Origin of the sequence: Lentzea guizhouensis (genome assembly GCF_001701025.1) — a bacterium.
GTDB lineage: Bacteria > Actinomycetota > Actinomycetes > Mycobacteriales > Pseudonocardiaceae > Lentzea > Lentzea guizhouensis.
This window is the reverse complement of the sequence record NZ_CP016793.1, coordinates 2,896,598-2,917,378: the sequence shown is the minus strand read 5'-3', so window position 1 is coordinate 2,917,378 and position 20,781 is coordinate 2,896,598. Positions and strand designations below refer to the sequence as shown.

General features: G+C 69.0%; 21 protein-coding genes. 12 read left to right on the top strand and 9 right to left on the bottom strand.

Going from position 1 to position 20,781, the window contains the following annotated elements:
• Positions 1-10 precede the first annotated feature (10 nt).
• The 6 genes from BBK82_RS14600 (at position 11) to BBK82_RS14575 (ending at position 5,801) form a co-directional block, all read left to right on the top strand.
• The gene (locus BBK82_RS14600) at positions 11-1,534 is read left to right on the top strand and encodes a protein kinase family protein (RefSeq protein ID WP_083268806.1); all 1,524 of its coding nucleotides are present in this window, start codon (positions 11-13) and stop codon (positions 1,532-1,534) included.
• Between the two features lie 108 nt (positions 1,535-1,642).
• Positions 1,643-2,260: an RNA polymerase sigma factor SigM gene (gene sigM, locus BBK82_RS14595; RefSeq protein ID WP_065915504.1), complete on the top strand. Its 618-nt coding sequence runs from the start codon at positions 1,643-1,645 to the stop codon at positions 2,258-2,260.
• Complete coding sequence (locus BBK82_RS14590) at positions 2,257-3,000, top strand: hypothetical protein (RefSeq protein ID WP_065915503.1); 744 nt, start codon at positions 2,257-2,259, stop codon at positions 2,998-3,000. The genes sigM and BBK82_RS14590 overlap by 4 nt, the downstream gene beginning before the upstream one ends.
• A gap of 91 nt (positions 3,001-3,091) precedes the next feature.
• On the top strand, positions 3,092-4,072 hold the full coding sequence (gene trxB / locus BBK82_RS14585; protein WP_065915502.1) for a thioredoxin-disulfide reductase: 981 nt from the start codon (positions 3,092-3,094) through the stop codon (positions 4,070-4,072).
• Positions 4,073-4,118: 46 nt separating this feature from the next.
• Positions 4,119-4,448, top strand: coding sequence for a thioredoxin (gene trxA, locus BBK82_RS14580; RefSeq protein ID WP_053732153.1), 330 nt, complete (start codon positions 4,119-4,121; stop codon positions 4,446-4,448).
• A gap of 210 nt (positions 4,449-4,658) precedes the next feature.
• Positions 4,659-5,801 (top strand): N-acetylmuramoyl-L-alanine amidase, encoded by a 1,143-nt coding sequence (locus BBK82_RS14575; protein ID WP_065915501.1) that lies wholly within the window; start codon positions 4,659-4,661, stop codon positions 5,799-5,801.
• 54 nt (positions 5,802-5,855) lie between these two features.
• Here the strand turns inward: BBK82_RS14575 and BBK82_RS14570 are convergent, their stop codons facing one another.
• Positions 5,856-6,488, bottom strand: coding sequence for a GNAT family N-acetyltransferase (locus tag BBK82_RS14570; protein ID WP_154697315.1), 633 nt, complete (start codon positions 6,486-6,488; stop codon positions 5,856-5,858).
• A gap of 134 nt (positions 6,489-6,622) precedes the next feature.
• On the opposite strand from BBK82_RS14570, the gene BBK82_RS14565 reads away from it, so the two are divergent.
• Together BBK82_RS14565 and BBK82_RS14560 are read left to right on the top strand one after the other, a co-directional pair.
• Positions 6,623-7,939 carry an aminotransferase-like domain-containing protein gene (locus BBK82_RS14565; RefSeq protein WP_065915500.1) on the top strand — a complete coding sequence of 439 codons (1,317 nt, stop codon included), beginning with the start codon at positions 6,623-6,625 and terminating at the stop codon, positions 7,937-7,939.
• A gap of 27 nt (positions 7,940-7,966) precedes the next feature.
• Positions 7,967-8,911, top strand: a complete 945-nt coding sequence (locus BBK82_RS14560) for a D-alanine--D-alanine ligase family protein (protein WP_065915499.1) — start codon at positions 7,967-7,969, stop codon at positions 8,909-8,911.
• Positions 8,912-8,999: 88 nt separating this feature from the next.
• On the opposite strand, the gene BBK82_RS14555 is transcribed toward BBK82_RS14560, so the two are convergent.
• From BBK82_RS14555 to rsmG, 3 genes are read right to left on the bottom strand one after another with little or no spacing between them, the layout of a single operon-like run.
• On the bottom strand, positions 9,000-9,965 hold the full coding sequence (locus BBK82_RS14555) for a ParB/RepB/Spo0J family partition protein (protein WP_065915498.1): 966 nt from the start codon (positions 9,963-9,965) through the stop codon (positions 9,000-9,002).
• A complete protein-coding gene (locus BBK82_RS14550; protein WP_065921068.1) occupies positions 9,962-10,879 on the bottom strand; it encodes a ParA family protein in 918 nt (305 codons plus the stop codon). The genes BBK82_RS14555 and BBK82_RS14550 overlap by 4 nt, the downstream gene beginning before the upstream one ends.
• Before the next feature lie 50 nt (positions 10,880-10,929).
• Positions 10,930-11,577: a 16S rRNA (guanine(527)-N(7))-methyltransferase RsmG gene (gene rsmG, locus BBK82_RS14545; protein ID WP_065915497.1), complete on the bottom strand. Its 648-nt coding sequence runs from the start codon at positions 11,575-11,577 to the stop codon at positions 10,930-10,932.
• 153 nt (positions 11,578-11,730) lie between these two features.
• Here rsmG and BBK82_RS14540 point away from each other — a divergent pair, with 153 nt between their 5' ends.
• A complete protein-coding gene (locus BBK82_RS14540) occupies positions 11,731-12,243 on the top strand; it encodes a protein-tyrosine phosphatase family protein (protein WP_065915496.1) in 513 nt (170 codons plus the stop codon).
• 1,390 nt (positions 12,244-13,633) lie between these two features.
• Here BBK82_RS14540 and BBK82_RS14535 read toward each other — a convergent pair.
• Genes BBK82_RS14535 through rpmH form a run of 5 tightly spaced genes read right to left on the bottom strand, consistent with a single transcriptional unit; the run spans position 13,634 to position 16,014 of the window.
• Complete coding sequence (locus BBK82_RS14535; RefSeq protein WP_065915495.1) at positions 13,634-14,188, bottom strand: Jag family protein; 555 nt, start codon at positions 14,186-14,188, stop codon at positions 13,634-13,636.
• Positions 14,189-14,219: 31 nt separating this feature from the next.
• On the bottom strand, positions 14,220-15,248 hold the full coding sequence (yidC, locus tag BBK82_RS14530) for a membrane protein insertase YidC (RefSeq protein ID WP_065915494.1): 1,029 nt from the start codon (positions 15,246-15,248) through the stop codon (positions 14,220-14,222).
• A gap of 3 nt (positions 15,249-15,251) precedes the next feature.
• Positions 15,252-15,509, bottom strand: coding sequence for a membrane protein insertion efficiency factor YidD (yidD, locus tag BBK82_RS14525; RefSeq protein WP_030465621.1), 258 nt, complete (start codon positions 15,507-15,509; stop codon positions 15,252-15,254).
• Positions 15,506-15,847, bottom strand: coding sequence for a ribonuclease P protein component (gene rnpA / locus BBK82_RS14520; RefSeq protein ID WP_065915493.1), 342 nt, complete (start codon positions 15,845-15,847; stop codon positions 15,506-15,508). Before rnpA ends, yidD begins: the two co-directional genes overlap by 4 nt.
• Positions 15,848-15,870: 23 nt before the next feature.
• Positions 15,871-16,014: a 50S ribosomal protein L34 gene (gene rpmH, locus BBK82_RS47510; RefSeq protein WP_071812601.1), complete on the bottom strand. Its 144-nt coding sequence runs from the start codon at positions 16,012-16,014 to the stop codon at positions 15,871-15,873.
• 347 nt (positions 16,015-16,361) lie between these two features.
• Here rpmH and dnaA point away from each other — a divergent pair, with 347 nt between their 5' ends.
• From dnaA to gnd, 3 genes are all read left to right on the top strand, one after another.
• Positions 16,362-17,957 (top strand): chromosomal replication initiator protein DnaA, encoded by a 1,596-nt coding sequence (gene dnaA, locus BBK82_RS14515; protein WP_065915492.1) that lies wholly within the window; start codon positions 16,362-16,364, stop codon positions 17,955-17,957.
• A 741-nt stretch (positions 17,958-18,698) separates the two neighbouring features.
• Entirely contained in the window at positions 18,699-19,823 is a 1,125-nt protein-coding gene (gene dnaN, locus BBK82_RS14510) for a DNA polymerase III subunit beta (RefSeq protein WP_065915491.1), read from the top strand.
• A gap of 73 nt (positions 19,824-19,896) precedes the next feature.
• Positions 19,897-20,781: a phosphogluconate dehydrogenase (NAD(+)-dependent, decarboxylating) gene (gene gnd, locus BBK82_RS14505; protein ID WP_065921067.1), complete on the top strand. Its 885-nt coding sequence runs from the start codon at positions 19,897-19,899 to the stop codon at positions 20,779-20,781.

The following is a 20,781-nucleotide window of genomic DNA, read 5'->3' as shown; positions in this document are numbered from 1 at the left end:
CCTGGTGCCCGTGAGTAGCGGAGTCCACGCCGCGCTGGTCCCCGGCGGTGTCATCGGCAACGGCCGGTACCGGCTGCTCGCGAAATCCGGCGCCGACGCCAGATCCAGCGCGGAACTGTGGCGCGCCCGTGACGGTCAGCTCAACCGGGACGTGGCGCTGACGATCCTGCTCGGCGACCTCGCGGACAACGACGCCGCCGCCCGTGCCCGCCGCACGGTCGAACGCGCCATGCACGCGGCGTCGTTCACCCACCCCGGCGTGTCGCGGGTGATCGACGTGCTGACGCCGGGCACCGGCATCCGGCCGGACGAGGGCATCCTCGGCATGGTCGTGGCCGAGTGGACCCAGGGCACCGACCTGATGGACCTCATCGCGGAGGGCCCGCTGCCCGCGGGCGTCGCGACCCGCCTGCTCGAACCGCTGGGCGCCGCCATCGAGGGCGCGCACCACGCCGGTCTCGTGCTGGGCGCCGACCACCCGCAGCGCATCCGGGTCACCTCGGACGGCCGGCTGCGCCTCGCGTTCCCCGGCCCCCGCCCGGACGCGATCGCGCGCGACGACGTCAAGGGCCTGGGCGCGATCCTGTACCTGCTGCTCACCGGCCGCTGGGCGCTGCCGGGCGGACCCGACAACGTGCCGCTCGCCCCGACCGGCCCCGACGGCTCCGTGATCGCCCCGAACGCGTTGCACCCGTACCTGCCGCACGAGCTGTCGTCGGTCGCGGTGCGGTCGCTGGAGGACACGTCGGTGGGTGGCATCCGCACGTCCGCGGCGATCCTGCAGGTGCTCGACCAGATCGCGGCGGAAGAGGCCGAGACCTCGCTGATCCCGGCCGTGGGCGCGTCCTCCTCGTCGAAGGACGACGACGAGGTCGTGTGGACGACCCAGCGCCCGGTGCAGGACAAGCAGCAGAAGAAGAAGCTGTGGATCAGCGTCGGTGTGCTCGCGGCCGCGACGGTGGCCGTGATCGTGTGGCTGAGCGTGCAGATCGTCGGCTTCTTCAGCGACGAGCCGTCCAAGGGCGGCGGGCCGACCGTGGTGATCAACCAGCCCGGCTCGAACGGTCAGACCCCGCAGGCGCCGGTGCCGGCGGGTCCGGTGCAGCCGGGGCGGATCGGCGTCTACGACGTGACGAACCAGCCCGACAACGCGAACCAGGCGAGCCGCGCGGTCGACAACAACGCGACCACGTTCTGGCGGTCGGACAACTACTTCCAGCAGTTCCCGGCGCTGAAGCCGGGCATCGGGCTGATGGCGTCGTTCGCGGAGCCGGTGCGGCTGGCGTCGATCACCATCACCTCGCCGAGCGAGAAGACCCACGTGCAGATCCGGCTGGCGTCGTCGATCGACGCGCCGCTGGAGGAGACCAAGATCATCGGTGAGGGCGACCTGTCCAACGGGCAGACGCAGATCCAGCTCGGCGAGCACGAGCCGACCGCGCACATCCTCATCTGGATCACCCAGCTGTCGAGTCCCGGCGCCGGCAAGAACCAGTCGGAGATCCGAGAGATCCTCTACACCCGCGCGCAGTGATGCCACGCGGGGAGCTTTCGTACGATCCTGTCGTACGCGGCGTCCCCGCGTCAGACCACGCGAGCCCGACCGGATGATCTGTGACCGGTCTCGCTATTCTCCGTAACCGTGACCGCCGCAGCCAGCTCGGACGCCGATCTCATCTCGGCCCACGCCGCAGGTGACCCCTACGCGTTCTCGGAGCTGGTGAAACGGCACCGCGACCGGATGTGGGCGGTGGCGTTGCGGACGCTGCGCGACCCGGAGGAGGCGGCGGACGCTCTCCAGGAGGCGTTCATCTCGGCCTTCCGCGCGGCGTCGTCGTTCCGCGCTGAGTCACAGGTGACCACCTGGCTTCACCGGATCGTGGTCAACGCGTGCCTCGACCGGATGAGACGGCGACAAACAAGACCGACAGTGCCGCTGCCCGAGGCCGGTCCCGGCGAGCCCGTCGCGCCCCGTGACGCGATGAGCGACCGCGAGACGAGCCTCATCGTGCAGCAAGCGCTGATGGAGCTGCCGGAGGAGCAGCGCGCCCCCATCGTGCTGGTCGACGTCGAGGGCTACTCCGTCGCCGAGACGGCGAAGCTCCTCGGCATCGCGGAGGGCACGGTCAAGAGCAGGTGTGCGCGGGGTCGCGCCAAGCTCGCCAAAGTTCTCGGGCACCTCAGGAACCGAATCGCAGATGCGAACGTCCCAGCTGACGGTGTGAATGTGCAAGAGCAACGTCAGTGGGAGGGCCGATGACCGGCATGGAGCGCGTGCCGATGGGTCCGCCGTGGTCGGTTGACCTCATCGCGGACCTGCACGCGGGCGTGCTGCCCCCTGAGGTCGCCGCACAGCTGCGTCCGCGGGTCGAGGCGGACCCCGAGGCCCGCGAGGTCCTGCAGGCGCTCGACGCGACGCTGGCGGACCTGGAGGCGTTGCCCTCGATCCCGATGCCCGACCACGTGGCCGCCAGGATCGACGCGGCGCTCGCCGCGGAGGCCAGGCCGGTCGCACCCGTCGTGTCGCTCGACGAGGCCCGCAAGAAGCGCAACCGCCGGCTCGGTCTCGGTGGTGGCGTGCTGGTCGCGGCCGCCGCGGCGTTCGGCATCGTCTTCGCCGTGTCCCCCGGTGGGAACCAGGCGAACACCCCGCCCGCCGCACAGGACGCCTCGCCCACGAACACGAACGTGTCGGCCGAGCCGCCGCTCGCGGTGAAGGAGTCCGAGCTCGGCTCCGCGGTCGGTGACGTGCTCAAGGCCCAGAACTACGGCCCGCTGGAGACCCAGGACCGGCTGTCGGGGTGTCTGGAGGGCGGTGGCATCGCCAGCACGTCGAAGCCGCTCGGGATCAGCCCGATCACGCTCGACGGCAAGAACGCGGTCATGGCCGTGCTGCCTGCGGGTCTGGGGCAGTACCGGCTGGTCGTGCTGGACCCGAGCACCTGTGGTCCGGACAAGCCGGAGGGCGTGCTCGCGAACACGACCATCGGCCAGAGGTAGCCGCCGGAGGTAGTCGGTCAAGTCACGGAATTAGCTGCACCTACGATCCGTTGAGCCAGTCAGACGACGAGATCGAGGAGTTGCCGGGACCGTGAGCGTGCGCAACGTGATCATCATCGGATCGGGGCCTGCGGGCTACACCGCGGCGGTCTACGCCGCACGCGCGCAGCTCGAGCCCCTGGTCTTCGAGGGCTCGCAGTACGGCGGCGCCCTCATGACGACGACCGAGGTGGAGAACTACCCCGGTTTCCGCGACGGCATCATGGGCCCCGAGCTCATGGAGCAGATGCGTGAGCAGGCCCAGCGCTTCGGTGCCGAGCTGCGCGCGGAGGACGTCGAGTCGGTCGAGCTGACCGGCGAGGTCAAGAAGGTCGTCGCCAACGGCGTCACCTACGAGGCGAAGGCCGTCATCCTCGCGATGGGTGCCGCCGCCCGCTACCTGAACATCCCCGGTGAGCAGGAGCTGCTCGGCCGCGGTGTGTCGGCGTGTGCGACCTGCGACGGGTTCTTCTTCCGCGACCACGACATCGCGGTCGTCGGCGGCGGTGACACGGCGATGGAGGAGGCGACGTTCCTCACCCGTTTCGCCAAGTCGGTCACGGTCATCCACCGCCGTGAGGAGTTCCGCGCCTCCAAGGTCATGCTGGAGCGCGCCCGTGCCAACGAGAAGATCAAGTGGCAGCTGAACACGCAGGTCACCGACGTGCTGGGTGACGGCACCGTGTCCTCGATCAAGGTCAGGGACACCCAGACCGGCGCCGAGTCCGAGCTGCCCGTGACCGGCTTCTTCCTGGCGATCGGCCACGACCCGCGCTCGGCGCTGGTCAAGGGCCAGATCGACCTGGACGAGGAGGGGTACGTCCTCACCAAGGGCAAGACCTCCTACACGAACCTGGACGGGGTGTTCGCCGCCGGCGACCTCGTCGACCACGAGTACCGCCAGGCCATCACCGCCGCCGGCTCCGGCTGCAGCGCCGCGATCGACGCGGAGCGGTGGCTCGCCGAGCACGGCGAGGAGAAAGCCGAGATCGCCGCGGAGGCGGTCGGCGGCGGCTACGGCAAGAGCAGCTGACCTTCCCGCACGGGACCCCGAATTTTCGCAAACTAGGGAGAGAACCATGGCAGGCGCCACCGTCACGGTGACCGACAAGTCGTTCGCGGACGACGTGCTGACCAGCGAGAAGCCCGTGCTGGTCGACTTCTGGGCGACCTGGTGCGGCCCGTGCAAGATGGTTGCGCCGGTGCTGGAGGAGATCGCCGCCGAGCACGGCGAGAAGCTCACCATCGCCAAGGTCGACATCGACGCGAACCCGTCGATCGCCCGCGACTACCAGATCATGTCCGTGCCGACGCTGATCCTGTTCCAGGGCGGCCGTCCGGTGAAGCAGATCGTCGGCGCGAAGCCCAAGGCAGCGCTGCTGAACGACCTCGCCGACGTGATCGGCTGATCGGCCGTTCGGCTGTTGCGTGCAACGCGCGACATGGCCCGCCCGTCTATCGATAAGACGGGCGGGCCATGTTCGTGAGCGCATGCCCCAAACGTGATCCCAGTACGACCGTCAGCAGCCCTGCATCGATCACGCAGAGCAGCAGGGCACAATAAGGGCTTCCCACCTACCGCGCCGACGACGATCGGCGCCCTAGTCGAGCGAGGGTGCATGCAGCTGCTCCGCCGCGGGGACGTCGGAACTGATGTTGCCGAGATCCGGTCGACCCTGACCAGGCTCGGACTGCTTCCGCCGACCGACCCCCAGGCGCCGCCGGTGTTCGACCAGCAGGTCGAGCACGCCGTGCGCGCGTTCCAGCAGCAGCGGGGGCTGATCATCGACGGCATCGTCGGCCCGGCTACCTACCGTGCGCTGCGTGACGCCACGTTCCGGTTGGGGGACCGGCCGCTGGCGTTCCTGATGTCGCAGCCGACGACCGGTGACGACGTGCTGATGTTGCAGGAACGGTTGCTCGAGCTGGGCTATGACGCCGGCCGGGCGAACGGCGTGTTCGGTCAGCAGACCGAACACGCGCTGAGGAACTTCCAGCGCGACTACGGCCTGATCGTGGACGGCATGTGCGGTCCGGACACCGTGCGCGCGTTGCGGCAGCTCCAGCCGAAGGTCCGCGGCGGCCGTCCGGTGCTGCTGCGCGAGCAGGAGCAGGTCCGCACGGCCGGGTCGCGGCTATCGGGCAAGCGGATCGTCATCGACCCCGGTCACGGTGGTCAGGACCACGGCGTGGTCGTGGACGGCGTGTCCGAGGCCGACCTGATGCTGGACCTGGCCCGCCGCCTCGAGGGCAAGATGGCCGCGACCGGCATGGAGGCGCTGCTCACCCGTGGGCCCGCCAACTGCCCGGACGAGGCCGAGCGCGCGCGCTTCGCGAACGAGGCGGGCGCCGACCTGATCCTGTCGCTGCACGCGGACGGCAACTCCTCGCCGCACGCGCAGGGCGTGGCCACGTTCCACTACGGCACCGGCAACGGCACGTCGTCGACCGTGGGTGAGGCGCTGGCCGGGTTCATCCAGCGCGAGGTCACCGCCCGCACGTCGATGGTGAACTGCGGCTCGCACCCGAAGTCGTGGGACCTGCTGCGGCTCACCCGCTGCACGGCCGTCCGCGTCGAGGTGGGCTACCTGACGAACGCCGAGGACCGCGCGCGCCTGGCGACGCCCGGTTTCCGCGACATCGTGGCCGAGGGCATCCTCGTGGCCGTGAAGCGCCTTTACCTGCTCGGCAAGGACGACCAGCCGACGGGCACGTTCACGTTCAACGACCTGCTGCGCTACGAGATGTCGAAGACTCCGTAGGACATGACGAAAAGGGGCCCCCTCGGTGTGTGAGGGGGCCCCTTTTCGTTGGGCTCAGACGGGGCGGAAGCTCGGTTCCGCGGTCGAGACGGTGACGCTGTTGAGGAGGCGTTCGAGGGCGGCCTCGACGTCTTCCTTCCAGGTGATGGCGCTGCGCAGCTCCAGGCGCAACCGGGGCCAGCGCGGGTGTGGGCGCACGGTCTTGAAGCCGACGCTCGTGAGGAACTCGGCCGGCGTGACGCAACCCGGTTCGTCGTCGTCCGGGCGCATGTCGCCGAACGCCTCGACGGCCTTCACGCCACGACGGGTCAGATCCTTCGCCACGGCCTGCACGAGCACACGCGCGAGTCCTCCGCCGCGGAACTCCGGGAGGACGTGCAGCGACGTCATGAGAACCGCGTCCGGACTCACCGGCGAGGTGGGGAAGGCAGCACTGCGCGGCACAGCGGCAGGCGGCGCGTAGAACACCGAACCGGCCGGAATGCCGTCGCAGTAGATGAGACGGCCACAGGAACCCCATTCGAGCAGGACGCTGGAGACCCAGGCTTCCTTCTCGAACTCGGTGTCGCCGTACTCCTCGGCCTGTTCGCGCAGGTGAGGTGCCAGTTCCCAGAAAACGCACGTCCTGCTGTGCTTGGAGAGATGCTCCAGGTTGTCCAGCGTGACGCCCACGACGCGACGGGACACCCCGACCTCCACCTCTAAACACACACAGTGAACCCATACGAGGGTAGGCGAATGTGACGGAACCCGGAAGGCGCGTGCCCTGAACGGGACGACGGTTACACTCGCTCGGGACATTTCTCATTCAGGAGTCCCTCATGACGATGCCCGGACAGCCCGCGAAGCAGGGCCCCAGAAGCCTTGACCCCCACCTCCGCCGCTACGCAGCGCGCACGGCAGGGATGACGGCATCGGAGATCCGGGCACTTTTCGCAGTCGCATCCCGTCCCGAGGTGGTCTCGCTGGCGGGCGGCATGCCGCACCTGGCCGCGTTGCCGCTCGAGTCGCTGTCGGCCGAGATCGGTCAGCTGGTGGCTTCCGAAGGGCTGGTGGCCCTGCAGTACGGCTCGGCGCACGGTGTTCCGTTGCTGCGTGAGCAGATCTGCGACGTGATGGCTCTGGAGGACATCAAGGGTCACCCGGACGACGTGGTGGTGACGGTCGGCTCGCAGATGGGCCTGGACATGGTCACCCGGATCTTCTGCGACCCCGGTGACGTGGTGATCGCGGAGGGGCCGTCGTACGTGGGGGCCCTCGGGTCGTTCACGGCCTACCAGGCCCAGGTCGTGCACGTGGCGATGGACGCCGAAGGGCTCGTGCCGTCGTTGCTGCGAGAGGCGCTGGAGGCTTGTCGTCAGGCTGGGAAGCGGGTCAAATTCCTCTACACGATCCCGAACTTCCACAACCCGGCCGGCGTGACGCTGGCGGTGTCGCGGCGCGCCGAGATCCTGGAGATCTGCCGCACCTACGGCGTCCTGGTGGTGGAGGACAACCCGTACGGGCTGCTCGGGTTCGACGGGCAGACCTACCCGGCGCTGCGGTCGATGGACCCGGACAACGTCGTGTACCTGGGGTCGTTCTCGAAGACGTTCGCCGCCGGGCTGCGGGTGGGCTGGGTGCTGGCGCCGCACGCGGTGCGCGAGAAGCTGGTGCTGGCGGCCGAGTCGGCCACGCTCTGCCCGCCGACGCTGAACCAGATGATCGTGTCCCGGTACCTGTCGACGCAGGACTGGAAGGGTCAGATCAAGACCTACCGGGAGGCGTACCGGGAACGCCGGGACGCGGCGATCTCGGCTCTCGAACAGCACATGCCGCAAGGTTCCACGTGGAACATTCCGGATGGCGGCTTCTACGTCTGGGTGACGGTGCCGGAGGGCATCGACACGAAGGCGATGCTGCCCCGTGCCGTGACCGCCCGCGTGGCGTACGCGTCCGGCACCGGTTTCTACGCGGACGGCTTCGGTTCCCGCCAGCTGCGCATCTCGTACTGCTACCCGACGCCGGAGCGCATCCGTGAGGGCGTTCGCCGCTTGGCGAACGTCATCGAAGAGGAGATGCAGCTCGCCGCGACGTTCGGAGCGACGCCGGGCCGTCAGCTGTCCGGTCCGCAGGCCCCGTCGCCCGACACCGCCTGATCTTCTTCCGATCCTTGGAGTTTTGCTGTGGCTGACCGCGTGGTCGCTGTGCTGTCCGGTGGGCTCTCCCACGAACGCGAGGTCTCGATCCGCTCGGGTCGCCGGCTGTCGGCCGCCCTGCGGTCGGTGGGTGTGACCGTGGAGGAGTGGGACGCCGACGCCTCGTTGCTGACGCGGTTGCAGGACGACCGTCCGGACGCCGTCGTCGTGGCGTTGCACGGTGGTGAGGGCGAGAACGGTTCGGTGCAGGCGATCCTCGAGATGCTCGGGGTGCCGTACGTGGGCACCGACTCGCGCGCGTGCCGCCGGGCGTGGGACAAGCCGACCGCGAAGGCCGAGCTGGCCCGTGCCGGGCTCGCGACGCCGGAGTGGGTCGTCCTGCCGCACGCGACGTTCCGGGAGCTCGGCGCTCGCCCTGTGCTGGACGCGATGGTCTCGACGCTCGGTTTGCCGATGATGTTGAAGCCGGACCAGGGCGGGTCGGCGTTGGGCGCTCAGGTCGTGCGTGACGCCGCGGAGCTGCCGCCGGCGATGGTCGGGTGCCTCGCCTACGGCGACACCGTGCTGGCCGAGCAGTTCATCTCCGGTGTCGAGGTGGCGGTCGCGGTCGTCGACGGGCCGGACGGTCCCACGGCGCTGCCCGCCGTCGAGATCGTTCCGGAGACCGGGGTCTACGACTACACGGCTCGCTACACGGCGGGGCTGACCGACTTCCACGCGCCGGCTCGGCTGGACGCGGCGGCGGCCAAGGCGGTGGGGGAGCTCGCGGTGGCGGCGCACCGGTTGCTCGGGCTGCGGGACGTGTCGAGGACCGACGCGGTCGTGGCCGAGGACGGGACGGTCTACTTCCTCGAAGTGAACGTGTCGCCGGGGCTGACCGAGACGTCGCTCCTGCCGATGGCCGTCGAGGCGGCGGGGCAGTCGCTGGGCGAGATCTACGCCGGTTTGATCGAGCGTGCCGTCGCTCGTTGATCTTTCTACATAGGTGACGCCCCGTATCTTTCCGGATGCGGGGCGTCATCGTCACCGTGACATAAGGCCCGTGGGTGATCCTATGGGCCTACTTCGAAGTCCGAATTGTCGGATTTGAGTTCATCAGCCCGACGATGCGCTCAAGATCGTCAACTGACCCGAACTCGACCACAATTCGGCCCTTCCGCTGCCCCAGTTCGACCTTCACGCGGGTGTCGAAGCTGTCGGAGAGGCGCTCGGCGAGCTCCTGCAACCCCGGCGCGTGCAGCTGCTTGCGCGGAGCTTGCTTGGCCTTGGCCGGCTTCTCGTTCTTGGCGAGCGTCACCGCCTCCTCGGTCGCGCGGACCGACATGCCCTCGGCGACGATCTTGGCGGCGAGGTCCTCCTGCGCACCGGCGTCGTCGAGGCTGAGCAACGCCCGCGCGTGGCCGGCGCTGAGCACGCCCGCCGCCACCCGCCGCTGCACGGGGAGGGGCAGCTTGAGGAGCCGGATGGTGTTCGTGACGACGGGACGGCTGCGGCCGATGCGGTCGGCGAGCTCCTCGTGCGTGACCCCGAACTCCTCCAGCAGCTGCTGGTAGGCCGCCGCCTCTTCGAGCGGGTTGAGCTGGACGCGGTGGATGTTCTCCAGCAGCGCGTCGCGGAGCATCACGTCGTCGGCGGTCTGCCGCACGATCGCCGGGATGGTCTTGAGCCCGGCCTGCTGGGTGGCCCGCCACCGGCGCTCGCCCATGACGAGCTCGTAGGTGTCGGAGGTCAGCTCCCGGACCACGATCGGCTGCATGAGCCCGAACTCCTTGATGGAGAACGACAGCTCGTTGATCGCATCCGGGTCGAACACCTGGCGCGGCTGCTTCGGGTTGGTCCTGATCGCGGTGACCGCGATCTCCCGGTACACCGCGCCCGCCACGTCGCCGACGGGGGACTGCTGCATGGCCTTGGCACCGTTGCCCGCGACCGCGGGCTTGATGGTGCTGGGCGCACCGGGCGGAGGACCCTGCGGGATCAATGCGGCCAGGCCGCGCCCGAGTCCGCCCTTGCGCTGTTCCGTCATGCGCCCTCCTCCTGTGCCCCGCGTACCGCGATCTCCTTGGCGGCGTCGAGGTAGCTCATCGACCCGCGCGAACCGGGGTCGTACGTCAGCACCGTCTGCCCGAATCCTGGCGCCTCGCTGACCTTCACGCTGCGCGGGATCACCGTCCTGAGCACCGTGTCACCGAAGTGGCTGCGCACCTCGCTCGTCACCTGGTCGGCGAGCTTGGTGCGGCCGTCGTACATCGTCAGCAGGATCGTGGAGATGCCGAGGTCCGGGTTGAGGTGCTGCTGCACGAGCTCGATGTTGCGCAGCAGCTGGCTCAACCCCTCCAGCGCGTAGTACTCGCACTGGATCGGGATGAGGGCCTCCTGGGCCGCCACCATCGCGTTGACGGTCAGCAGGCCGAGGCTCGGCGGGCAGTCGATGAAGACGTAGTCGGGCTGCAGCTCGTCCAGCGCCTCCGGGCTCAGCGCCTCCTTGAGACGCGACTCGCGGGCGACCATGGACACGAGCTCGATCTCGGCGCCGGCCAGGTCGATCGTCGCGGGCACGCAGAAGAGGTTCGGGGACGTCGGGCTGACCTGAGCCGCCTCGGCGATGGAGATCTCACCGATCAGCACCTCGTACACGGACGGCGTGCCGGACCGGTGCTCGACCGAGAGCGCCGTGCTGGCGTTGCCCTGCGGGTCGAGGTCGATCACGAGCGTCTTGAGCCCGTGGATGGCGAGCGCGGCGGCGAGGTTCACCGTGCTCGTCGTCTTGCCGACGCCACCCTTCTGGTTGGCGACGGTGATGACCCGCCGGTGCCTAGGACGGGGGAGCAGGGACTCGTCAGGGTGCAGCACGCTTGCCGCACGAGCCGCCTCTTCTGCAATCGGGGTCCACACCACGGCGCTGTCATCTCCGTTATTGGTCGGCTTCGGCTTTGACAGGGGCTCGGTTTCACGTGAAACGTCAGCGGATTGGAACTCCGGGTACACGCTCACCGATCCCTTCTGGTCTGGCGCTCGACGATGAGCACCGTCGTCGGTACCTCAAGTACATCTGCTCCCACGACGACCACATGCCCGTTGACGCCCCCGAGGCGCCGCACAGCCGTCCCGTCGCGGTCCAACTCCTCCTGCGCGCGCTCACCCTTGAGCGCCACCATCCGCCCCCCACCCTTGAGAAGCGGAAGGCACCACCGCGCCAGCTTGTCGAGCGGAGCCACCGCCCGCGCGGTCACCACATCGCAGTTCTTGAGGCGATCCCTGACCGGACCTTCCTCAGCCCGCCCACGCACCACCGTCACGTTGCTCAGCTCGAGCCGCTCCGTCACCTCTTCAAGCCACGCGATCCTGCGCGCCATCGGCTCGAGAAGCGTGATCCGAAGATCGGGCCGCGCAATCGCCAACGGCACCCCCGGCAACCCAGCACCAGAACCCACGTCGACAACGCGTTCGTTCGCCTGAATCACCTGCTCGACAACCGCCGAGTTGAGCACGTGCCGATCCCAGATCTTGTCGACCTCACGGGGCCCGATGAGCCCACGCTCCACGCCGTGCTCCTCCAAGAGCCTGACGAACTCGGCGGCACGATCCACGTGCTCCCCGAAGACGAGCTTCGCGTTGTCGGGCAACTCCCCGGCCATGTTCTCCGTCCGACGTTTCACGTGAAACCACGCGGCGGCGACGTTCCGGCGGCCGGTGGAAAAGCTGGCGAATGCCAGGGCACCATCATGACGGATGCACCATGCGCCACGCCAAATCCTGAGCGCCGTTTCACGTGAAACTTGGAGACAACTTTGCGACCGCACCTCTACACCGTCTCCTGGGACGGCCCCGGCACCATCTCCACGATGGCCCACCCGCCAGGCGGCGATCTTCTAGCGCCCTACGCCCGCGCGCTGAGCCGCTTCGGTGTCGATGTTCTGGTGTCCGCTCAGACCGACGAAGAACGGGTCGAGTGCGATCTGATCGAGCAGGCGTCGGTGGTCCGTGCGGCCAGTCTGCAGTTCGTGGCCGTTCCGATTGAGGACCGGACGGCGCCGTTGGAGACGTTCGACTTTGCTCCGCTTGATGAGGTGTACGCGCGCTATCGGCAGGGTGCGCATGTGGTGTTCCACTGCTGGGCGGGGATCGGACGGTCGTCGTTGCTTGCGGCGGTGATGCTGGGGACGGATGGGGTGGAGCCGGAGCGGGCTTGGGGGTTGATCTCGGAGGCGCGGGGGTTCACGGTGCCGGACACGGGGGAGCAGGTGGATTGGCTTGAGACTTGGTGGGCGGCGAGGGCGGGTCGGTTTCACGTGGAACAGTGACGGGCGGCTTGGGGCTCCGGTGGCGGGCGGGGTGGTTTCACGTGAAACGGGGAGGGAAGGATCTCGCGTCGTCGGCCCGGTGGCGCCGGCGGCTCGCTTGCTCTCCTTCGGCCTGCATGCCGCGCTCCCGCCACCCGCGACCGCCGCCATTCAATCGCCGCAGCCGCTGTCCGCCTGCCACCGCCGCAGTCTGCCCGCTAACCGTCCGCCCGTCGCAGCATGCCTCCGCGCGCCCGCCCGCCGCCGGTCCATGACTGCCCGCCGTCCGTCGCCGCAGTCGCTCAGTGGCCGCGGTCGCTCAATGGCCGCCGCCGTCCGCTGACCTCCGCCGATCGCCGTCCGTCCGCCCGTCGTCCGTCCGCTTGCCGTCAGTCCGCTCGGCATCGGTCCGCTCCTCGTCCGCACGTCGTCCGCCCGCACATGGTCTGTCCGCTCGCAGCGGCCCGAGCTGCCGCCGCTGCCGCCGACCGCTGACGGCGGCTCCCGCCACCACCCGCTTGCCGCTGCCCGTTGATCGCTGCCCGTCGCCGCTGTCCGCTGCAGCTGCCCGTTGATCGCTTCCAGGCCCTCGTTACCGCCCGTCTCTACGTGGTTTGAGCGGGTGCTGCGAAGGCGCGATTCGAGCGACCGTCGTACAGGCGTGGGGCGTGGCGATGCGAGAGCCGCAGTGGGACGAAAGAAGCGGGCAGGGATCGAAGAGCGGGTGAGGTGGCTAGTCGAGGGTGGTCAACCGCGCAGTGGTGACGTGCGCTGCGAGTGGTAGTGGCATACGACCGCGAATGACGGCGACAGTGACGAACGATCGCGTCAGCTGGCGCCTGCGGCGGGCGATGTCCGCGGCGGCTGTCAGCGACGGACGGTGTCTGCTGCGAGTGCGGGGTGGCGAGTGCCTGCGGACAAGCGCCGGCGGACAGTGGCAGAAGGTAACGACGGCGGCCAAGCGGACGACAACAGCGGACGAACGGCAGCAGGCGGTCGGGAGCGGGCAACGTGTGGCGGGAGGCGAGTGGCGGCGAGCAGGCAGCGGCGAGCAGGCGGCGGCGGTTAGCCAGCCGCAGTCAAAGTCAGTCGATAACAGTCAGCTGGCTACAGCAGCGGGCGATGGCGGGCATCGGTGGTGGGTGGCCTGTGACAATCAGCCAGTGACCGGTGGCGCGCAGGCGGTAGGAGGTGCGGCGGCGAAGGCGTCTGCAGATGGCAGCGAAAAGCGGCGGCGAAAGGCCGAGACGGCGGAGGGACCGCAGTAGCCGAAGCGCACAGCCAACCTCTCCCGCACCACCTTCCCACCCCGCCTCGCGCCGCCTCCCTGCAAAGAGCCACCCCACCCGGAGACAGCAAACGGCCCCCGGTTCCGAAGGGAACCAGGGGCCACAGGCCGACCCTCAGAGCATTACGGCTTCGGGAAGATGATGACCCGACGCTGCGGCTCCTCACCCTCACTCTCACTGTGCACCCCAGCGACCGAGGCCACCGCGTCGTGCACGACCTTGCGCTCGAACGGCGTCATCGGGTGCAGGCGCGCGCGTTCGCCGGAGGCGGCGACCTTCTCGGCCGTGGTGCGGCCGAGCTCGGCGAGTTCGGCGCGGCGGCCGGCGCGCCACTGGGCGATGTCGAGCATGAGGCGGGAGCGGACGCCCGTTTCCTGCTGGACGGCCAGGCGGGTGAGTTCCTGCAGCGATTCCAGGACGTTGCCGCGGGGGCCCACTAGCTTTGAGAGGTCCTCGCCGCCGTCGATGCTGACGACTGCCCGTCCGCCTTCGACGTCCAGGTCGATGTCGCCGTCGTAGTCCAGCAGGTCCAGCAGGCGTTCGAGGTAGTCACCTGCGATGTCGCCTTCCTGGACGAGCAGGTCCTCGGTCTTGCCCTGCGACTGGGGTTCCGACTGCGGTTCGGCCTCGTCTGACGACGACGCCTCCACGTCGGTCGCCTGCAAGGTCTCCGACACGATGTCTCCTCTCCGGGGCAAACGCCCGAAATCAGCGGCGCTTCTTGCTGCCCGGCTTCTTGCTGGTGGATCGGCCTGGGGTCAGGCCGGGGATCTCGGTGTTCGGCGAGCTGCCGTTGTCCTTCGCACCCGAACCGCCGGCACCGCCGGGGCCCGCGGTGGGCATGCGCTTGGCGCCGTTGGCCGGCTTCGCGCCCGGTGCGGGCTTCTTCGGGTTGACCGGCTTCGCGCCCGGCTTGGGGGCGAGGGCCTGGCGGGTCTCGACGGCGGTGGTCTTCTTCGTCTCTTCCTCGGCGTCGATCCGGCGGTAGACGACGTACTGCTGGCCGAGCGTCCACGCGTTGTTGGAGAGCCAGTAGAGCAGGATGGCGACGGGGAAGAAGAAGCCACCGACCAGGACGCCGATCGGGAACAAGTACAGGGTCAGCTTGTTCATGATGGCCGTCTGCGGGTTGTCCAGCGCGGCCTGGTTCTGGCGGGCGACCGAGTGGCGGGCCGTGAAGTGGGTCGCGATGGACGCCACGATCATCAGCGGCACGGAGACCAGGATGACGTTCAGGCGCTCGGTGCCGAACTGGGCGAGCTGGTCGGACGGCATCGTGATGAACGTCGACAGGTTGGTGCCGAAGAGCTTGGCGTTGACGAACGAGTCGACGCCCTGCTTGTCGAAGAAGTAGACCTCGCCCCAGCCGGGCCTGAAGGACCGCAGCACGTGGAACAGGCCGATGAAGACCGGGATCTGCACCAGCATCGGCAGGCAGCCGCCGAGCGGGTTCACGCCGTGCTCGGACTGCAGCTTCTGCATCTCCTGAGCCTGGCGCTGGCGGTCGTTCGGGTACTTCTTCTTGATCTTCTGCATCTCCGGGGCGAACTCCTGCATCCGCCGCATGGAGCGCACCTGGCCGACGAACGGCTTGAACAGGATCGCGCGCAGGGTGAAGACCAGGAAGATGACGGACAGCGCCCAGGCGAAGCCGCTCGACTCACCGAACACCTTGCCGAACACCCAGTGCCAACACCACAAGATGAAGGACACCGGGTAGTAGATGAAGTTGAGCACGAGCTACTCCTCGGTGGATACATCGGGGACCTGCCGCCTCGGCGGTACCGGGTCCAGGCCTCCAGGGTGCCAGGGTCCGCAGCGCAGCAACCGGCGGATGGTCAGCCAGGTTCCGCGCAGCGCGCCGTGGACGGTCAACGCCTCCACCGCGTACGCACTGCAGCTCGGGTAGAAGCGGCACGTGGGCGGCAGCAGCGGCGAGATGAAACGCCGGTAGAAGTGCACCGGCAGGAGCGCGACCTTCGCAGGCAACGTGGTCATCGCAGCACCTTCCGCAGAGCGGAGGAGAAGTCGGCGGCCAGGTCGGCGCTCGACGCTTCCGCCGCTGAAGGCAACGCACGCACCACGACGAGAGTTCCGGCGGGCATGCCGGCGAGGTGGTCGCGCACGACGTGCCGCAGGCGGCGGTACACGCGGTGCCGGACGACCGAGTTGCCAACTGCCTTGCTCACGACGAAGCCCACCTTGGACGGATCCAAGGTGGGCACGTCTGGCGTCAAGGCGTGGACGACCAGCCGAGGCCGTCCTGCGCGGCGGCCTCGGCGAACCACCAGGCCGAAGTCCTGGCTGCGGGTGAGCCGGGCGGCCGGGGGAAGCACGACGACGCTGCGCTTACCAGCTGTCAGGCAGACAGCGTGGTACGGCCCTTGCTGCGGCGCGCAGCCAGAATGGCGCGGCCGGCACGGGTCCGCATGCGCAGCCGGAAGCCGTGCGTCTTCGCGCGGCGGCGGTTGTTGGGCTGGAAAGTGCGCTTACCCTTGCTCACGGTCGGTTCTCCCGGTGCTTCACTGCGTACAAAGCCTGGTGGTCGTCTCCGACGAGCAGTGGACGTAGGCGCGACAAAGGCGCCCGTCGCAAGCGGGAGACTCATCTGAGGGTACGCACCCCCGGGTGCTGCGACCAAATCGGGGTGGGCCGAGCCACGTCTTGTGAGGCGACCCTGCCCTTGTTACCGTTCTTCCCTCGCGCATGCCGGGCCGGCGTGGGAGCCGCCAGGCACCGGCAACACAACGCACCTTTTAGTGCACAGTTGTGGATAACTCTGTGGATACCTCTATTCTCCGTGTCCACATGTGGAGTCACGGACTCCGGTGGAGGGGAGGGGAGCGCGGGGTGTCGAACCAGCAGGCCGACCTTGGTCACGTGTGGGCCGAGGTGGTGCAGGAGCTCGCCACGAGCCACCTGTCCCCTCAGCAGCGCGCGTGGATGAGGGTCACCCGTCCGATCGGTCTTCTGGACGGGACCGCGCTGCTCGCGGCACCGAGCGACTTCGCGAAAGAGGCGATCGAACGCGCACTGCGCGACCCGATCACCGCTGCGCTCTCCCGCAGGCTCGGCCGCTCCGTCTCGCTCGCGGTGAAGGTCGACTCGCCGGAACCGGTGAGCCCGCCCACCACGCCGATCCCGATCCCGCCGGTCCAGGCGGTGCCGCTGGCGTCCATGCCCGTGGTCGCGCCGATCGCCGCCAACGGCGACACGCCCGGCCTCGCGGACGACACCTCCGACGCGACGACCGAGGGCAACGACTCGGACGAGGTCGACGAAGCCGGCGACGCGCTCGCCGCCGTCACCGAGATCTGGCCCACCTTCAACTCGGCGACCTCGGCCGCGGCCGCACCGCCGGGCGGGGGCACGCCGTTCACCCGGCCCGCCAACCCGTCGCCGTCGCAGACCCGGCTGAACGAGAAGTACAACTTCGACACGTTCGTCATCGGCGCGTCGAACCGGTTCGCGCACGCCGCCGCGGTCGCGGTGGCCGAAGCACCGGCCCGCGCCTACAACCCGCTCTTCATCTGGGGCGAGAGCGGCCTCGGCAAGACGCACCTGCTGCACGCCGTCGGGCACTACGCCCAGCGCCTGTTCCCCGGCATGCGCGTGCGGTACGTGTCGACCGAGGAGTTCACCAACGACTTCATCAACTCGCTGCGCGACGACCGCAAGGTCGCCTTCCAGCGCCGCTACCGGGACATCGACGTGCTGCTCGTCGACGACATCCAGTTCCTGGAGGGCAAGGAAGGTACGCAGGAGGAGTTCTTCCACACCTTCAACACGCTCCACAACACGAACAAGCAGATCGTGGTGTCGAGCGACCGGCCGCCCAAGCGGCTGGAGACGCTGGAAGACCGTCTGCGCACGCGGTTCGAGTGGGGCCTGATCACGGACATCCAGCCGCCCGAGCTGGAGACCCGCATCGCGATCCTCCGCAAGAAGGCGGCCCAGGACCGGCTCGCGGCCCCGGCCGACGTGCTGGAGTTCATCGCCTCCCGGATCGAGCGGAACATCCGCGAGCTCGAGGGCGCGCTCATCCGCGTCACGGCGTTCGCGTCGCTCAACCGCCAGCCGGTCGACATCCAGCTCGCCGAGATCGTGCTGCGCGACCTGATCCCCGACTCGCACGCGCCGGAGATCACCGCCCCGACGATCATGGCGGTCACCGCCGAGTTCTTCGGCGTCTCGATCGACGACCTCTGCGGCCCCGGCAAGACGAAGGCGCTCGCCCAGGCCAGGCAGATCTCCATGTACCTGTGCCGCGAGCTGACCGACCTGTCGCTGCCGAAGATCGGCCAGACGTTCGGCGGCCGCGACCACACGACGGTCATGCACGCGGACAAGAAGATCCGCAAGGAGATGGCGGAGCGCCGGCGGATCTACGACCAGGTCCAGGAACTGACCTCCCGGATCAAGCAGCGCGCCCGCCACGCTCCCTGATCCCCACCCGGGTAAGACGCCAAGGGGTCCCTCCACCGCGGAGGGACCCCTTCTTCTTTTGCGCCACGCGGGGAGCTCCCGTCCGGCAGGAGCGGACGCGGGGCCTCCGCGTACCCGGGGAGAGGAACGAGGGGCGCCCGCGCGACCCGGGCGAACCCGGGTGGCGAGGACCGGCCGGGCCCGGGTGGAGGAGGCGTGGAAGAGGTTCAACAGGGTGCGGAGCGGGCAATCCTGTCCACCCGCGCGCTCGAAGGGGTGGGGACAACTCGGAAGTTGTGAGACCCAGGCCACGATCTGGCCACGAAAGCCTGTTGAACACCCGGGTACAACTGCCCCGCACCCGGGGACGCACCCGGGGACAACTGTGGACGATCTGTGGATCGAGACCTGTGCACAACTGGTTGTCCCCGGGTGAGCCGATCTGTCCCCGGGTGCCATCCCCCCTTAGTCCACATGGATCAAGGTGTCCTGACCTGGGGGTTAAACGGATGTCCACACTATCCACAGCCCCTACTGTTACTGCTGTTGATCTCTTTAAGAGAAGTTCTTCAAAAGCAAAACAGCGTGGACAGCTCCCGGGGATCGGTGCCCGAACCCCGAAGTGACGGGAAGGGCCAGGACGCTCTACCGTGGTGCTCCGCCCTCGGCCATCGAGGTGACTCAGGCCGGGACGAGGCTCCCTGACCCCCACTGGCACGTTGTCGTGGTCGGGCTTGTCGACTGTCGAGGAAAGGACGCCTCATGAAGATCCGCGTCGAACGCGACGGCCTGGCCGACGCCGTCGCCTGGGTCGCACGCAGCCTGCCGTCCCGTCCGCCGGTTCCCGTGCTGGGCGGTGTGCTGCTCGACGCGGAATCGGAAGACTCGCTGACCGTCTCCGGGTTCGACTACGAGGTCTCCGCCCAGGTCGGTGTCCCGGCCACGATCGCCGACGGCGGCCGCGCACTCGTCTCCGGCCGTCTGCTCGCCGACATCACCAAGGCGCTGCCGAACCACCCCGTCGAGATCGCGGTCGACGGCGCGCGCATGATGATCAGCTGTGGCAGTGCCCGGTTCAGCCTCCCGACGATGCCGGTCGAGGACTACCCGGCCCTGCCGTCGATGCCGCAGCTGATCGGTGAGCTCCCCGGCGAGGTCTTCGGTGAGGCCGTCTCCCAGGTCGCCGTCGCGGCCGGCAAGGACGACACGCTCCCGATGCTCACCGGCGTCCGGGTCGAGATCGGCGACGGCAAGCTCGTCCTCGTGGCCACCGACCGGTTCCGGCTGGCGATGCGCGAGTTCCCCTGGGAGCCCGACGCGTCACTGGGCGAGGTCGCCGTCCTGGTCCCGGCCCGCACGCTGGGCGACGCGGCCAAGACCCTCGGCGCGTCCGGCAGCAAGGTCGAGATGTCGCTCGCCGCGAACGACGGCCTGCTGGGCCTGTCCGGTTCCGGCAAGCGCACGACCACCCGCCTGCTCGACGCCGACTTCCCGAAGTACCGCCAGCTGCTGCCGACCGAGCACTCCGCCGCGGCGATCATCGACATCGACGCCCTGCAGCAGGCGATCAAGCGCGTGTCGCTGGTCGCCGAGCGCGGCACCCAGGTCCGCCTCGAGTTCGTGGACGGCGGCCTGCGCCTGTCCGCCGGTGGCGACGACGAGGGATCTGCCGAGGAGGAGCTGCCGGTCGAGTACACCGGCGAGCCGGTGACGATCGCGTTCAACCCCGGCTACCTGCTCGACGGACTCGGTGCCGTCCGCACCCAGAAAGTCCACTTGTCCTTCACCACACCCAGCCGACCGGCATTGCTGAAGCCGGTGGACGAGGATGGGAACGTGGCGCCGGGCTACCTGTACCTGCTGATGCCCGTCCGCCTTCCCGGCTGAGAAAACCCTTACCGGGTACCAGAAACGTCAAGGGGAGAACACCGTGCAGCTCGGACTCGTCGGCCTCGGCAAGATGGGTTTCAACATGCGCGAGCGGGTGCGCCGGGCCGGTCACGAGGTGATCGGCTACGACCGCAACCCGGAGGTCAGCGACTCGGAGTCGTTGGCGGACATGGTGTCCAAGCTCGAAGCACCGCGCACGGTGTGGGTCATGGTGCCGGCCGGTGAGATCACCAGGGCCACGGTGAAGGAGCTCAAGGAGCTGCTGGAGCCGGGCGACCTGGTGATCGACGGCGGCAACTCCAAGTTCACCGACGACCAGATCCACGCCGAGCTGCTCGCGGAGAAGGAGATCGGCTACCTCGACTGCGGCGTGTCCGGTGGCGTGTGGGGCCTGGAGAACGGCTACGCGCTGATGGTCGGCGGCGACGCCAAGCACGTCGAGCAGGCGCAGCCGATCTTCGACGCGCTCCGTCCCGAGGGTCCGCGCGAGGAAGGCTTCGCCCACGCGGGCAAGGTCGGCGCCGGGCACTACTCGAAGATGGTGCACAACGGCATCGAGTACGGCCTCATGCAGGCGTACGCCGAGGGCTTCGAGCTGCTCGACAAGACCGACGTCGTCGACAACGTGCCCGCGGTCATCACGGCGTGGCAGCGCGGCACGGTTGTGCGCTCGTGGCTGCTCGACCTGCTGGTGCGCGCGCTCGAGTCCGACCCGGAGCTCGACGACCTGCGCGGATACGTCGAGGACTCCGGCGAGGGCCGGTGGACCGTCGAGGAGGGCATCAACAACGCGGTGCCGCTGCCGGTGATCTCCGCCGCGCTCTTCGCCCGGTTCCAGTCGCGGCAGGAGGACTCGCCGGCGATGCGCGCGGTCGCCGCGCTGCGCAACCAGTTCGGTGGCCACTCGGTGCACCTCGCCGGCCCGTCGTCGGGTTCCGGCAGCACCCAGGTCTAA